The 14,636-nt window shown below is 68.9% G+C and carries 12 protein-coding genes; 5 read left to right on the forward strand and 7 right to left on the reverse strand.

The features are described 5' to 3' along the window. Positions 1–11: 11 nt before the first annotated feature. The 7 genes from EV283_RS12655 to EV283_RS12685 form a co-directional block, all read right to left on the reverse strand. A complete protein-coding gene (locus EV283_RS12655) occupies positions 12–1,286 on the reverse strand; it encodes a histidine-type phosphatase (protein ID WP_207223124.1) in 1,275 nt (424 codons plus the stop codon). Next, entirely contained in the window at positions 1,286–4,198 is a 2,913-nt protein-coding gene (locus EV283_RS12660) for a TonB-dependent receptor (RefSeq protein WP_242615947.1), read from the reverse strand. The genes EV283_RS12655 and EV283_RS12660 overlap by 1 nt, the downstream gene beginning before the upstream one ends. Positions 4,199–4,285: 87 nt before the next feature. After that, positions 4,286–5,203 carry a FecR domain-containing protein gene (locus EV283_RS12665; RefSeq protein WP_242615948.1) on the reverse strand — a complete coding sequence of 306 codons (918 nt, stop codon included), beginning with the start codon at positions 5,201–5,203 and terminating at the stop codon, positions 4,286–4,288. Further along, positions 5,200–5,703, reverse strand: coding sequence for an RNA polymerase sigma factor (locus tag EV283_RS12670; protein ID WP_130325832.1), 504 nt, complete (start codon positions 5,701–5,703; stop codon positions 5,200–5,202). The genes EV283_RS12665 and EV283_RS12670 overlap by 4 nt, the downstream gene beginning before the upstream one ends. 92 nt (positions 5,704–5,795) lie before the next feature. Next, a complete protein-coding gene (locus tag EV283_RS12675) occupies positions 5,796–6,713 on the reverse strand; it encodes a hypothetical protein (RefSeq protein ID WP_130325834.1) in 918 nt (305 codons plus the stop codon). Positions 6,714–6,740: 27 nt separating this feature from the next. Further along, positions 6,741–7,721 (reverse strand): TIGR03571 family LLM class oxidoreductase, encoded by a 981-nt coding sequence (locus tag EV283_RS12680; RefSeq protein ID WP_130325836.1) that lies wholly within the window; start codon positions 7,719–7,721, stop codon positions 6,741–6,743. Further along, positions 7,721–8,926 carry an MFS transporter gene (locus EV283_RS12685; protein ID WP_130325838.1) on the reverse strand — a complete coding sequence of 402 codons (1,206 nt, stop codon included), beginning with the start codon at positions 8,924–8,926 and terminating at the stop codon, positions 7,721–7,723. Before EV283_RS12685 ends, EV283_RS12680 begins: the two co-directional genes overlap by 1 nt. A 106-nt stretch (positions 8,927–9,032) precedes the next feature. Between EV283_RS12685 and EV283_RS12690 the strand changes: the two genes are divergently transcribed. The 5 genes from EV283_RS12690 (at position 9,033) to EV283_RS12710 (ending at position 14,562) form a co-directional block, all read left to right on the forward strand. Beyond that, entirely contained in the window at positions 9,033–9,941 is a 909-nt protein-coding gene (locus EV283_RS12690) for a LysR family transcriptional regulator (RefSeq protein ID WP_130325840.1), read from the forward strand. A 153-nt stretch (positions 9,942–10,094) separates the two neighbouring features. Continuing rightward, positions 10,095–10,463 (forward strand): phosphonate transporter, encoded by a 369-nt coding sequence (locus EV283_RS12695; protein ID WP_242615949.1) that lies wholly within the window; start codon positions 10,095–10,097, stop codon positions 10,461–10,463. Positions 10,464–10,473: 10 nt separating this feature from the next. Then, positions 10,474–11,766 (forward strand): sensor domain-containing diguanylate cyclase, encoded by a 1,293-nt coding sequence (locus EV283_RS12700; protein ID WP_130325842.1) that lies wholly within the window; start codon positions 10,474–10,476, stop codon positions 11,764–11,766. 8 nt (positions 11,767–11,774) lie between these two features. Beyond that, complete coding sequence (locus EV283_RS12705; RefSeq protein WP_130325844.1) at positions 11,775–12,935, forward strand: AMP-binding protein; 1,161 nt, start codon at positions 11,775–11,777, stop codon at positions 12,933–12,935. 61 nt (positions 12,936–12,996) lie between these two features. Then, positions 12,997–14,562, forward strand: coding sequence for a sulfotransferase (locus EV283_RS12710; RefSeq protein ID WP_242615950.1), 1,566 nt, complete (start codon positions 12,997–12,999; stop codon positions 14,560–14,562). Positions 14,563–14,636 lie beyond the last annotated feature (74 nt).

Genomic DNA, 14,636 nt, shown 5'->3' on the forward strand with positions numbered 1-14,636 from the left:
GCGGGCGGCAGTCAGTGCGGCGCGACCGGCGACACGCTGGCGAGCAGGTGCGTCGTGAAGTCCGACAACGGGCACGGATCGCCGCAACCGGCGATGCGGATCTCGGCGATCTCGGGCGGTGCGTCGATCGACAGCGGCGTGCGGCGACGCATCTGATCGAGCCCTTGCGCGACATAGCGGATGCGGACGACCTGCTGCCCGGTCGCGCCCGCCCGCCAGACTTCGAACACGAGCCCGCCACCGGGGGCCGCTTCGCCAGCCGCATAATCGTGCAGTGTCCAGTCGAGGCCGAGCAGGCCGGCGAGCATCGTCACCGTCCCGTCATGGCCGCTGAGGACGACGATCTTCTCCGCGTCGCCGATCGGGTCGGCCAGCGCGGTAACGCTGGCGCCGCGCTGCAGTGTCGCGAGCAGCCGCATCGCGAGATAGCTGCTGGTCTGGCGACCGACCTCCGGGGTGCGGGTGCGCAGGTCGATGCCCGCGCCGTGCACGACGAGCGCGCGGCCGATCGTCGCCGCATCGATCCCGCGCCAGCCGTCGAACGCGAGCCCATCGGCATAGGCCATCACGAGGCTTTCGGCGATGCCGGCGACCTGCAGGCTGGGCGAGGTGAGATCGGGTTTGCCGTGGTCGATCCGCATCGCGATGGGCGTATCGCCGAGCCGGCGCTGGACCTTCGCGCGCTCGGCCGACGAGCAGGGGATGCGGCGGCATTGCAGCATCAGCGCCTCGAACCGATCGCGGTCGCGCGTCTGGCGCGCGTCCCACGCCGCCAGATCGCCGTCGACCCGCGCGGAGATCGCCGCGAGCATCCGCGGGGCGTCGAGCGGCGCGAGCGGGGTCTGCGGCGCCTCGAACAGCGGATCGGGCTCTGCCGCGGACTGGTGGATCGGCGCCGCGCATCGCGGCGTCAGGCCGGCGGCGAGCGCGGTCGCGGTCGCCTCGGTGCGCTGCGTGTGGTTCGCCCAGTAATAGACTGCGCAGTCGGTCGCGCCGAGCAGGCCCAGCTGCCTGTAGTGCGCGGCGTACCAGCCGCCGAGCATCGTCACGAGCGTCGCGCCATTGGCGGTCAGATGCCCCGCCGGCACCGCGAAGCGCGGCCAGACGCGGCGGCTGTAACGGCCGAGCTCCTCGGGGCTCGACATCGCGCTGCGGACGCCGTGGCGCATGACGATGACGACGCGTTCGAGCTTGTCCTTTTGCGGGGGTGGCGTTTGTGCCACCCCCGCCGCGGTCATGGTCGAGGCGATCAGCGCGAGGCTGGCCGCGAGCGAGGCGATCCGCATCAGAATTTCGCCCGGACGCCGACGGTGAGCGTGCGGCCGTAATCGGTATAGCCCGCGAACTGGTTGTCGCGGACATATTGCCACTGGACGCCGCCGGCCATGTTGATGCCCTGCACGACGAAGGTCACGTTCGGCGTCACCTTGTACGACATGTCGAAATCGAGGCTGCCGAACGCGCTGTCGTTGTTGGCGGCGAGCCCCGCGCCGCCGACGTCGCGCAGCACGTTGCCCCGCCAGCTATAGCTGACGCGCGCGCCGATGCGGTCCTTCTCGTAGAAGGCGGTCAGGTTGAAACTGTCCTTGGCGACATCGACCAGCGCATCGCGGAACGTGCCGCCGGTCGCCAGCGCATAGGTGCCGCCGGTCTTGGTGTGCGTGTAGTTGGCCTGCGCGCCGAGGCCGTCGAACGGTGCGGGCAGCATCTTGAACAGCTGCTGATACGCGATCTCGATCCCCGCGACATAGGCGTCACCGCCATTCTTGGGCGCGGTCAGGCGATAGGTCTGTCCGTCGAGCACAAAGTCGCGCGTCTGCTGGAACACGAAGGTCGTGATGTCCTTGTAGAACACGCCGCCGACCAGCGCGCTGCCGGGGGCGAAATACCATTCGATGGTGCCGTCATATTGCCACGCCTCGAACGGTTTCAGTTCGGGATTGCCGCCGACAGCGGTGAGGACGGTCGGGCTCGAATTGATCGTGAGGCGCGGCGCCAGATCGGCGAGCGATGGCCGGGTGATGACCTTCGACGCGGCGAACCGCATCTGCAGATCGGGCGAGACCTCGGCGACCAGATTGAGCGAGGGCAGGAAATTGTCATAGGTCTTGTCGTAGCTGGCGGGCAGCGCGACCTTGCCGTCATCGGCATAGCCCGACGAGGTCTGGTGCGTCCGGGCATAGCGGACGCCGATATCGCCGCGCACCGCGATGCCGCCGAGCGGGAACGCGAAATCGGCCATGCCGTAGCCCGCGACGATCTCCTCGCCGATTGCATAGCTGTTGCGCAGATCGCCGCGCGCGAGCGGGGCGGCGAGCAGCGCCTCCTTGCCAGTGGCGGCGGCGAGGAACTTGGCCGGATCGGGTATCGCCCAGCTGGTCGGCAGATCGCCCTTCGCACCGTGCAGGAAATCGTCGACGGGGAACGGCACGAAATAGCCCGCATCGAAATATTTGCCCGTGATGCCGCTCGTGAAGTTGATGTCGCGGCGATCATAAGCGCGCGTGCGCTTCTGGTATTTCACGCCCGCATGCAGCGCGCTGACCACGCCGGTCAGATCGCGGGTCACATCTAGCTTCGCCGCGCGCTCGCGGTCCTTTGAGTCGTTGACGCGGTATTCGATCCGCCGTCCGGGCAGCAGCGACGGGTTCGAGAGATCGGCGTTCAGCAGCGTGACGTTGGGCAGCCGGTCGCCCGCCTTGCCGAAATCGAACGTCGTCGTGCCGACCGTGCCGAGCAGGCGGGTGCGGTAGATCGGCTGTGGCGTGTTCGAATAGGCCTGGCCGATGCTGCCGTCCGCGGCGATCGTCCAGCCGCCCGCCTGCCACTTGGCGTTCGTGCCGACCAGCCAGTTCTTGTACTGGAGCACCGACGTCTCGCGACCGATCTGCGTGGTCGAGGCGGTCGTGGTCGCGCCGGTCAGCACGCCGTTCTCGATCACCGCGGTGCCGGGCACGATCCCGCGCGGCAGGTTGGATCCGTCCGCCGCGGAGTAGGTCAGCTCGTCATAGGCGACGTTCAGCCGGCTCCAGAGCCCGTCGACGTTCAGCTCGAACCGGTCGTCGGGCTTCCACTGGACCGCACCGTTGATGCCGATCCGGTCGCGATTCTCGCGTTCGAGCGTCGGGCGGATCGCGGTGGGGATCAGGATCGTCGCGCTGTCGAGCGAGCCATTGCCGTCGGTGTCGATCTTGCCGTCCGCCCAGCCGACGCCGGTGATCCGGTCCTGCCGCGTGGTGCGTTCGTCATAGACGCCCGCAATCAGCGCGCCGAACTTGCCGTCCGGGCTCGCCCAGCTCGCCATGCCCGACAGCCGCGGATCGACCGCGTCGGCGAGCCGCGGCGAACTGGCGGTCGCCGACAGCGCGAGCACCGGTTTCTTCAGGTCGAGCGGGCGGAAGGTGCGCAGGTTGACGATGCCGCCGATGCCGCCTTCGTCGAGGCTGGCGCGCGGGCTCTTGATCACCTCGACCGCGGACATGAGTTCGGAGGGGAGCGTGTCGAAGCGGAACTGGCGACCGCTCTGGCCGCTGTCGCGGACATTCTCGTTCACCGCGACCGACCGGTCGTTGAGCGTCACCACCTGGAAATTGGCGCCGAGCCCGCGGATCCGGACGAACACGCCTTCGCCGCGATCGCGGACGATCGAGACGCCGGGGACGCGCTGGAGCGCCTCGGCGATGTTCTGCGCGGGGAACTTGCCGATATCCTCGGCCTTGACGACGTCGATGACGTTGGTCGCCTTGCGCTTCTGCGCGAGTGCGGTGGTCAGGCTGCTCGCATAGCCGGTGACGACGACGTCGGCGGTTTCGGCCGGGCCGGTGTCATCGGGACCCGACGCGCTCGCGACCGTCTGCGGCGGAGCGACGGTCGCGGCCACGAGTAGCGCGCCATTGGAGTCGCGACGCACGGTCAGCCGCGTGCCCGCGATCAGCCGCTCGACCGCGGCGTGCGGCAGCATCGTGCCGTTGAGCGCGGGCGCGGTCATCCCGGCGACCGCGGCGGGGGTGAACAGGATGTCGGTCCCGCTCTGGCGGGCGAGCGCCTCGAGCGCCTTGCCGAGTGGCTGCTTGGTGAGATGGACGGTCACGGGACGCGCCTGCGCGGTGGCGGCGGTGGCGAGAAAACTGGTCGACAGCGCAGCGAAGGCGGCGCCCAGCACGAACGAACGGCGCAGGCGCCGGCGATTGGTCGTCACGGTGTTCATCCCCCCAAGGAAGGCGGCGATGGTGCCGCACCTCCTCGACGGGCGAGGATCGATCTACCCCACCCCCCGCAGCGAAATTTATCCGCCGAGCAGGACCGCGCCGTCGATCGTGCGCACCCGCACCGCAAGCAGCGTCGCGAGCGAGCGGCCCAGCGCGACATTGTCGCCCATCCGGTACATGCCGCTGACGCGCAGGCGGGCGACTGTGGGATCGGCGATCACCAGCCGGGTTGCGCTGTAGCGGTTCGCCTCCTCGGCGACCGTCGAGAGGCTATCGTCGTGGAACGCCGCGCGGCCGCTGGTCCAGGCCTGCGTCGCGGCGAGGTCGGGCCGATCGATCCGGCCCTGGGCCAGACGCTCACCCCCCTCGATCCGCCGCGTCGCGCCCAGCGCCGCGCTGCCCTCGATCGCGGTGACCGCGACCCGGTCGTCGCGGTCGCGGCGCAGGTCGAACCGCCCCGCCTGCGCAGTCAGGTCCCCCTGCCCCGCGTCGATCGTGAACGGCACCGCCAGCGCCGCCACGGTCAGGTCGACGCGGCCGTGCGCCAGCCAGAGCCGCCGCCGCGCGGCCGTCGCGATGACGCGCACGCGGGTCGTCGCATCGAGCAGCAGCGACGATCCGTCCTGCAACGCGATCCGCCGCTGTTCGCCGATCCCCGTCTCGTACGGAGTCGCGGCATGCGCGGCCTGGAACGCGATCGTCCCGCCCGCTGTGGTTGCCGTCAGCGCGACGAGACCCGCGATCGCGCGGCGGCGCGTGACGGGCGCGCGCGATGGCGCCGTCCCCGGCACAATGTCCCACAGGTCGGTGGCGCGTTCGAACCGCGCGGCGTGATCGGGGTTCGCAGCGAGCCAAGCGCGGAAGTCGGCGGCGTCTCGCGCGGTGGAGTCATCGGCGTTGAGCCGTGCGATCCACTCGGCCGCGCTGCGGTTTACATCGCCTTGGGACGTATCGCCGGGGTTCGGGGAGCGGCGGCCGGGCATCGCGAAACTCACCAACCCTCCGTCCAATCGGCCAGGAAGCTCATTGCCTTGGCCATGTGCTTCTCGACCGCGCTTTGGCTGATGTCCAGTCGCTCGGCAATCTCGCGGTATTTATGGCCGTCGATCCGCTGCATCAGGAATATCTCGCGGGTCCGCGGACTGAGGCGGTCGATGCCGTCGCGGACGCGCGCGAGCCGCGCCTGCGCGATCATCACCTCGTCCTGGATCGGCGACGGATCGCGCAGCCAGTCGATCGAGTCCGCCGCGTCGCCATGCCCGCGAACCGCCTCGCGCCGGAACGCATCGCGCGCCCGGTTGACCGCGGCATGCACGAGGAACGCCTCGTCGTTGCGCGGCGCAGCGGCGAGGGTCGCCATGCTGACATAGGCATCATGCAGCAGATCCTCGCCATCGGCCCGGCGCGTCAGGCGTTCGACCTGCGCGCGCAACCGCGACCAGCCCTGCCAGAGGCGGCCGGGTGCGGGATCAGTGGTGAGGTTGGCCGCGGTCATCCCCCCAGCCGGTATGCGGCCGGGGGTACAGTTTGATGACGTCGCGGGGACGGATCAATGACACGGACACAGCCGGTCGCGATCCGCGGGTTTTAGTCGACGGTGCCGGTGTGCATCAGGCCGCGGACGTCGTCGGCCAGCTGGTTGTTGGCCCCAAGCCGCTCGATCAGCTGCGCCTGACGGCTGCCGCGCAGTCCGGCGGTGGTCAGCTGCTTGTCGCGGACATAGGTGTAGACGCCGCTGACCGCGAATGCGGAGACATGCGCGATATGCGCCTGCTGCGCAGCGTGCGTCGCGGTGAACGTGTCGGATTCGAAGAACGCGCGGCGGGTCAGTGGGCTTTGGAAGGCGAGCTCGAGCACCGCGATCAAGGCGCGCTCGGCGGGTACCTCGTGATCGACGTTGGGTGCTGGCGGGGCGGGTTCGGCATTGTCGTAGCGATCCGGAAGGTGCAGCCGCAGCTTCAATACCGCAGCGTCGGCGGCGAGCGTCTGGGCAAACTCGGTCATGAACGTCCCGAACGCTTCGGCGTCGCTGCCCGCCGCGCCGATATGGACATGGATGCGGTCGAAGCCGTCGTCGCCATTGGGGATCGGATCGGCGATGCGATCGACCAACGTGCGCGACCCATCGGGCAGCGCATAGGCGACGGTGGCCGCGAACATGTTCTGTTCGTCGGCGAACAGGATGTGGCTGGCCGCGTTGAAGACGTCCTGATCGGCCTTCGACGCAAAGCCGATCTCCACCCCGCCGTCGAGTTCATAGTCCGCGAACGGCGCGATACCGTCGATCACCGGCCACAGATGCGCGTCCTGTTCGCGGTCGAGATGGTTCTGGACGTACCAGGCGAGGCCCGGGATGCGCGAGCAGAGCGGGCCGTGGACGTCGCGCCAATAGGTCGCGAAGACGTCGTGCGGCACGCGCGGGCGGCGCAGCACGGTGGTGTAGCTGTTGATCGCGATGCTCGCGTCGCGCGCGGCATAATCGGTGGTGGTGGAAACCTTGGGCATGGGGGACATCCTGATGATGAGGGGGGCTTAACGCGCGTCGGTCGGAAAATGTGGCAGGACGTACGTCGCGAGTTCGTCGGCGACGTCCGCGAACGGACGCCGCGACGGCTTGGGGTTAAGCGCGACATGGGCGACGCCCTCGTCATGCTGGCGCTGCCACAGCGCGATCAGCGCGTTGCGGCCGCTGCGGATGCCGCCGGCGGCATAGGTCAGCGGCGCATCCGGGTCGGCGAGCAGATCGAACATCGCGCCATAGCCGTAAGGCTTGTACGCGCCCCCCGCGGTCGCGCTGCGCCACCGGGCCAGCACGTCGGGCAGACGCCGCGCGTCGCTGAGGTGCCAGATCCAGCCATCGGTATTGGCACCCAGCCACTCCAGCGTCTGCCCGGCGCGTCCGATCGCGAGGATCGGCAAACGCGGCCCGACCGGCTTGGGGACCATGTCGATCGTGCCGTCGAGCGTGCCGTAATGCGCCGACGCATGCCGGGCGAAGGATTGTTCGGTCGCCGCGCGGATGACGCCGATCGCATCGCGGTAGCGTTCGGGACGATCGCCGAGATCGCTGTCGAACGCGGTGAATTCGGACGGACGATCGCCCGTCGACAGCCCGAGGAGGAACCGGCCGCCGAGCAGCTGATCGACGCTCGCCGCCTGCTTGGCGACGATCAGCGGGTCGCGCAGCGGCAGGACGATCCCCGCCGTACCGATCGCGATCCGCGTCGTCTGCGCAGCCAGCCAGCCGGCATAGACCATCGGATCGAGGACCTGCCCGACATCGCCGAAGCCCGGATCGTAGAACGGCACGTCGCGCAGCCAGATCGCCGCGAAGCCGAGTGCATCGACCTTGCGCGCCAGCGCCGCGTGATCCGCGAGCGTCGGCCAAGGCGCATCCGGATACGCCTCGAGCGGGGCGATGAAGCCGAGAGTCAGCCGGCCAGGCTGGAACACGCGCGCATAAGCGGCGTGTCCGGCCAGATCCGCTGCCACCGCATCCGGATGCGTGTCCATCAGCTCGCACCCTGGCTCTTGAGGCGGTTCACGACCGGCGTGACCAGCACCGCGAGGATCGCGATCGCGGCGGCGACATAGCCGACCGCGCCTAGCCCCAGATGCTGGATTACCGACCCGCCGATGATCGCGCCAAGGCCGATGCCGGCATTGGCCATCGACACGTTGAGCGTACCCGCCAGCGCCTGCGCATGGCTTGCCGACTGCATCACGCGCACCTGGCAGATCGGATAGAGCGCAGTGTTGGCGATGCCCCAGACGGCAAGCGCGATCGCCAGCCAGACGTGCGAGCCTGCGACCAACGTCGTCGCAGCCATGCCGACCGCCAGCACCAGCGACGTGATCGCGGTCACCATCAGCGGGCCGCGGCCGACGAACTGCCCGCCGAGCCAGTTGCCCGCGAGACCGACGATCCCGAAGCCCATCAGCCACCAGCCGACCTGCCCTGCCGGGATATGCGCGATCTGCTCGAGCGTGTCGGCGAGATAGGTATACGCGGTGAACATCGCGGTGAACACGATCACCGACAGCACGACATTGCCGAGGAAATATGGATCCTTGAGGATGCGCGCCTGTTCGGCGAGCTTGACGCGGGCCGGGCGTGCGAGCGTCGGCATGACGACGAGCAGCAGCACCGCCATCAGCAGCGACAGACCCGAAAGCCCCCAGAACGTCCCGCGCCAGCCGAACGCGGTCGAGGCGAGCGTGCCGAGCGGAATCCCCAGCACCATCGCGCCCGAGATACCGAGATAGACGTTGGCGACGGCCTTGCCGGCCTTTCCAGGTCCCGCGAGTTCGCCGGCGGTTTCGCTCGCCGTGCCCCAGAACACCGGCAGCGCAAGCGCCGGCAGGAAGCGGGCGAGCCCCAGGACCCAGATATCGGGTGCCGCGGCGGCCAGGGCGTTCGCACCGGCGAAGATCACGAGGATCACGACGAAGAGCCGCTTGCGCTCGAAATGCGACAGCATCGCGGTGAGGAACGGCCCCGCCAGCATCACGGTGAAGGCGAACAGCGTGACGAGTTGCCCCGCGACGGTGATCGAGATGCCGAGATCGCGCGCGAGGCTGGGCAGCAGCCCTACGATGATGAACTCGGTCGTGACGATCACGAACGCGGACACCGCCAGCAGCAGCACGGCGAGACCATGCCCCGCGGACTTCTTGCCCGGCGGCGCGGCATGGATGGATTGGCTGGGGGACGACATTGACAAGACTCCTGTATGGCGCCCTCTCTACGCGCGACGAAAACCAGCGTCGTGCGGCATTAATTCGCGTATAACGCGACAAAACTTCCATAATGAAAGCGTCGCCGTGATTCCCTCCGAACGCCTGAAGGGCATCGAAGCCTTTGTCTGCAGCGCCGATGCGGGCAGCTTCACCGCCGCCGGCGCGCGGCTGAACCTGACCAATTCGGCTGTCAGCAAGAGCGTCGCCCGCCTCGAGGCCCGGCTGGGCAGCCGGCTGTTCGAACGGACGACGCGCAAGCTGACTCTGACCGATGTCGGCGCGGCGTTCTACGATACATGCGTTCGCGTGCTCGGCGACCTTGCCGATGCCGAAGCCGTGCTCGCCTCGCATCGGTCGGAGATCGTCGGGCGGCTGAAGGTCGACGTGCCGATCGCGTTCGGACGGATGCAGGCGATGCCGCTGCTGCTCGCTTTTGCGGAGCGCCATCCGAACGTGCGGCCGAACATCACCTTCACCGACCGCAAGATCGACATCGTCGAGGAGGGCGTCGACGTCGCGATCCGGATCGGTGCATCGGAGCCTTGGCCGGACAATCTGGGTCATCGCTATCTGGGCAGCGAACGCGTCATCCGGTGCGCCGCGCCCGCCTACCTCGCGCGGCGGGGCACCCCGGCCAGCGTCGACGACCTCGAGGCGTTCGACTGCATCCTCTACGGGCGCGGCGACGGGAGCACGATCAACTGGCGGTTCGCGCGCGACGGCGGGCGCGTCGAGGACCGTCCGATGACCGGGCGGATCGTGCTGGGCAGCGCGGAGGCGCAGGTGGAAACGGTCAAGGCGGGGTTCGGCATCGCGCAGCTCGCGACCTGGTTGATCAAGGACGAACTTGCCCGCGGCGAGCTTGTCGAGATCCTCCCCGACCTGGCGACGGTCGGGCTGCCGCTGCACTTGGTCTGGCCGAGGCGCAAGCAGCTCACCCCCAAGGTCAACGCGCTGCTCGAGACGCTGACGCAGGGATTGCGGATCGAATGACCGGCGGTGTTGTACGATAGGCGATCCGACGATGGGCCCATGATCGGCGGGCCGACGTTTACGGGCAATCGAGCGCGACGGCCCTAGCCAAGCGTCTTAGCCTAAGTTTAACGGTCACAAGGCATGACCCGACCGTAGAGGGAGCCAAGGTTAGTGTTGAATACGCAAGCGAATTTCGATGCGATCTCGGTCGACGACCTCGAATCGATGGGCGGCGACGCGCGCGATGCGCTGCCGTTCGGCGTGGTTGGCTTCGGGGCGGACACCGTCGTGCAGACCTATAACGCGACCGAGGCCCGGATGTCGGGACTGGACGCGGCGACCGTCATCGGGGTGCCGTTCTTCGATGCCGTCGCGCAGTGCATGAACAACTTCATGGTGGCGCAGCGGTTCGACGACGAACCCGTGCTCGACGCGATCGTGCCCTATGTCCTTACCTTGCGGATGCGGCCGACCAAGGTCCGCTTGCGCCTGCTCGTGCAGCCTGACGCGCCACGACGCTACATCCTGATCGAACGGTGAGCCGACCGGCATGAACGGGACGTCGAGCGAGGAGCAGCTTCTCGAATTCCTCTATGCCTGCCCGGTCGGGCTGATCGAGTGCGACCGCGCCGGCGAGATCGTGATGATGAACCCGCACGCGATGCAGCATCTGCTGCCGCTCGCGGGCCCGCGCGATTCGGGTAACCTGTTCACGGCGCTGGAGGAGCATGCGCCCGAATTGCGCAGCATCGTCGCGGACTATGTCCCGGCAACTGGCAAGATCTGCGACGGGCATCGGATCTTCGTCGATCTCGGTCCCGGCCGTCGCGCGCAGGCGCCCAAGGTGCTCGGCTGCACGGTGATGAAACTGGGCGTCGACCGCCTGATGGTGACGCTGGCCGACATCAGCGAGCAGGTGGTGCAGGAGGAACGGCTGCGCCAGGCGGACAGCTGGTTCGCGACGTTGGTCGACGGGATCAACGAATATGCCGCGCTCACGATCACGGCGGATGGCCTGATCACGTCGGCCAATGCCTGCTTCACACGGCAGACCGGCTATGATTGCGCCGCGGTGGCCGGCCGCAATTTGGCGGACGTGCTCGACACCGATCCGGCCGGGGCCGCGCTGCGGCTCAGCGAGCAGGTTAAGATCGCCGGACGCGACGGCTGGCATCTCCAGGAAGGCTGGCAGCGGCGGGCCGATGGCGGACGCTATTGGTGCCAGCGCCTCGTGGTCGCGCGCTCCGATCATGAGGACGATCCCCGCCCGTCGGGCTTCTCGGTGATCCTGCGCGACGTGCCGGGCCGCGAGGGCGCGGCGGAGGATATGCGTCGGCTGCTGACATGCGATCACCTGACGGGCGCGTCGAACCGGCGTCATTTCAGCCAGATCATGGAACGCGAGCAGACCCACTGGCGCGAGGTGCGCCAGCCCCTGTCGCTGATCCTGCTCGATCTCGATCACTTCAAGACGGTCAACGACACGCATGGGCATCCGGTCGGCGACATCCTCCTGCGTCGCGTCGCGGAGGTCTGCACCATGCTGCTTCCCCCGCGCGGCGTCTTCGCGCGGCTTGGCGGCGAGGAGTTCGGTGCGCTGCTGCCGCGCCGCGATAACGACCAGGCGATCGGGCTGGCCGAAGCGATGCGCACCGCGATCGGCGCGATCGAGGTGGACACGCCGCGCGGCCTGCTGACGGTATCGGCGAGCCTGGGCTGCGCGACGCTGGACGAAGCGGGCGGGTCGATCGATACGTTGATCGCGCTGGCGGACGAGCGCCTCTATGCCGCCAAGCGCGCGGGTCGCAACCGGGTCTATCGGTCCGACGCACACGCGGCGTGACCACTGCGTTGACCGCCCTTTCGCGCGCCGCCGTCCACCGGATCGCGTGTGCGGTGGTCGCATCGGAACTGCGGCGATGGCGTACGGCCGGCGCGACGCCAGCCGACCGCGACACCTGGCCCGAAGCGGAGCCGATCGGCGAGGACGGGCTCGGGCTCGACTCGATCGAACAGCTCGTCGCGCTTGGCGCGCTGGCAGAGACGTTCGGGCTCGAGGACAGCGACCTGGGTCGCGAACCGCCGGTGCGGGTCGGCGACTGGATCGACTGGATCCTGCGCGGGCATGCCGCGGCGGACGGCCGGATGACGGTGCGGACATCGGGCTCGACCGGGCGACCCAAGTCGTGCGGCCACGCGATCGCCGACCTGCTCGCCGAGGCCGCCTTTCTGGCGACGCAGATCCCCGGCCGCCGCCGCGTCGTGGCGCTGGTCCCGGCGCATCACCTCTACGGGATCATCTGGACCGCGTTGCTCCCCGCGGAGCTCGGCGTGAAGGTCGTCGCGCGGACGGTCGGCACCCCGCTCGATCTCGCGGCCGGGGACCTCGTCGTCGCGGTGCCCGACCAGTGGCGCGCGCTGCTCCGGCTGACGCGCGGTTTCTCGGCCGACATCGTCGGGGTGAGTTCGGGCAGTGCGCTCGACGACCGGCTGGCCGCGGACCTGCTGGCGAGCGGGCTCGCGCGGCTGCTCGACATCTATGGATCGTCGGAGACCGGCGGCATCGCGCTGCGCGATCTGCCGGCGACCGCCTATACGCTGCTGCCGCGCTGGCACTTGCTGCCCGAGGACAGCGACTGGCAGCTCGGCGACGGCAAGGGCGGGCGCCATGCGCTGCCCGATCATATCGAGCGGATCGGCGATCGCGGCCTGCGCCCGACTGGCCGGCGCGACGGCGCGGTGCAGGTCGGCGGACATAATGTCTGGCCCGGCCGCGTCGCCATTATGCTCCGGACGCTCGACGGCGTGGCCGATGCCGCGGTGCGGCTGGGCGGCGACGGACGGCTTAAGGCGTTCGTCGTCGGCGACGACGCGGCCGATCCCGACCTTCTCTCCGCGCAGATCGACCAGGCGATCGCCGATCGGCTGGCGGGTCCCGAGCGGCCGAAGAGCATCCGGTTCGGGCCCGCGCTCCCCCGCGATGCGCTGGGCAAGCTCGCCGACTGGGGCTGACGCCGCGCCGCCACTATGGACGGCTTGACGCCCGGCTTGTGCGTCGCGACTGTCGGCAGCGATGGCGCCTCCCCCAAATCCCCGCTGGCCGAGCGACCTGATGCAGGCCGCGCTCGCGCTGCACGACAACCAGCTCCATATCGCCGAGCCGCTGCTGAAGGCGTATCTGAAGCAGGACCCGTTCGACGCGCGCGCGATCCGCATGCTGGCGGAGCTGGCCGGGCGGATTGGGCGCTACGCCGATGCGGAGGCGCTGCTGCGCCGCGCGGTCGAACTCGCGCCCGGCTTTACCGCGGCGCGCGCGAACCTCGCGCTCGTGCTGTACCGCCAGAACCGCGCGCCCGAGGCGCTGGTGCTGCTCGACGCGGTGATCGCCGACGAGCCCGACAATCCGGGCCACGCGAACCTGAAGGCCGCCGCGCTCGGCCGGCTCGGCGGGTTCGAGGATGCGATCGCGCTCTACGAAAAGGTCCTGCACGATGCGCCGGGCCAGCCGCGCGTGTGGCTGAGCTATGGCCATATGCTCAAGACCGTCGGGCGCCGCGACGACGGGATCGCCGCGTATCGCCGCGCGCTGGCGCTACTGCCGACGCTCGGTGATGCGTGGTGGAGCCTCGCCAACCTCAAGACGGTGCGGTTCGACGAGGCCGATATCGCGGCGGTGGAGGCCGCCCTCGCGCGCGACGACATCGACGACGAGGACCGCTTCCATCTCGACTTCGCGCTCGGCAAGGCGTTCGAGGACCGGCGCGATCCGGTGCGATCCTTCGCGCATTATGCGGCGGGCAATGCGCTGCGCCGGACGCGGATGGTGTATGACGCGGATGAGACGCAGGCGTTCGTCGATCGCAGCATCGCGCTGCTCACCCCCGATTTTCTCGCAGCCCGCCGAGACTATGGATCGAGCGCGCCCGACCCTATCTTCGTGCTCGGCATGCCGCGCGCCGGATCGACGCTGATCGAACAGATCCTCGCGAGCCACAGCCTGGTCGAGGGGACGACCGAACTGCCCGACGTGCCCGCGCTGGCACGGCGGATCGCGTCCTATCCCGAGGGTCTGGCGACGTTGTCCGCCGACGCAGCGCGCGACATCGGCGAAGAGTATCTGGGCCGCGCCGCGATCCAGCGGCGCACCGATCGCCCGTTCTTCATCGACAAGCTGCCCAACAACTGGGCGCATATCGCGCTGATCCAGCTTGCGCTGCCCAATGCGCGGATCATCGACGCACGCCGCGCGCCCCTCGATTGCTGCTTCTCCAACTTCAAGCAGCATTACGCGCGCGGCCAGGCGTTCAGTTATGCGCTCGACGATATGGGCCGCTACTATACCGACTATGTTCGGCTGATGACGCATGTCGACACGGTGTTGCCCGGCCGGGTCCACCGCGTCGATCACGAAGCGCTGATCGCGGATACCGAGGTCGAGGTCCGCGCGCTGCTGGCCGCCTGCGGGCTGGAATTCGAGCCCGCCTGTCTCGCGTTCCACCAGACCGAGCGCGCGGTGCGCACCGCCAGTTCCGAACAGGTCCGCAGGCCGATCAACCGCGACGGCGTCGATGCCTGGCGCCCCTATGACGCGTGGCTCGGACCGCTGCGCAAGGCACTGGGCCTCGCCGCCACGACCTGACCCGTGGCGAAAACGTCACGGACGCGTCACATTAATTCATCATCGATCAAGCTTTGTTTGACCTTTGTTGCGCC

The organism is Sphingomonas sp. BK036 (assembly GCF_004216825.1).
In the GTDB taxonomy this organism is placed as follows: domain Bacteria; phylum Pseudomonadota; class Alphaproteobacteria; order Sphingomonadales; family Sphingomonadaceae; genus Sphingomonas.

Bases quoted from the DNA above. Each gene is read 5' to 3' on its own strand.
- EV283_RS12655 (WP_207223124.1), bottom strand. From the start codon at position 1,286: ATGCGGATCGCCTCGCTCGCGGCCAGCCTCGCGCTGATCGCCTCGACC.
- EV283_RS12670 (WP_130325832.1), bottom strand. From the start codon at position 5,703: ATGACCGCGGCCAACCTCACCACTGATCCCGCACCCGGCCGCCTCTGG.
- EV283_RS12675 (WP_130325834.1), bottom strand. From the start codon at position 6,713: ATGCCCAAGGTTTCCACCACCACCGATTATGCCGCGCGCGACGCGAGC.
- EV283_RS12680 (WP_130325836.1), bottom strand. From the start codon at position 7,721: ATGGACACGCATCCGGATGCGGTGGCAGCGGATCTGGCCGGACACGCC.
- EV283_RS12685 (WP_130325838.1), bottom strand. From the start codon at position 8,926: ATGTCGTCCCCCAGCCAATCCATCCATGCCGCGCCGCCGGGCAAGAAG.
- EV283_RS12700 (WP_130325842.1), top strand. From the start codon at position 10,474: ATGAACGGGACGTCGAGCGAGGAGCAGCTTCTCGAATTCCTCTATGCC.
- EV283_RS12710 (WP_242615950.1), top strand. From the start codon at position 12,997: ATGGCGCCTCCCCCAAATCCCCGCTGGCCGAGCGACCTGATGCAGGCC.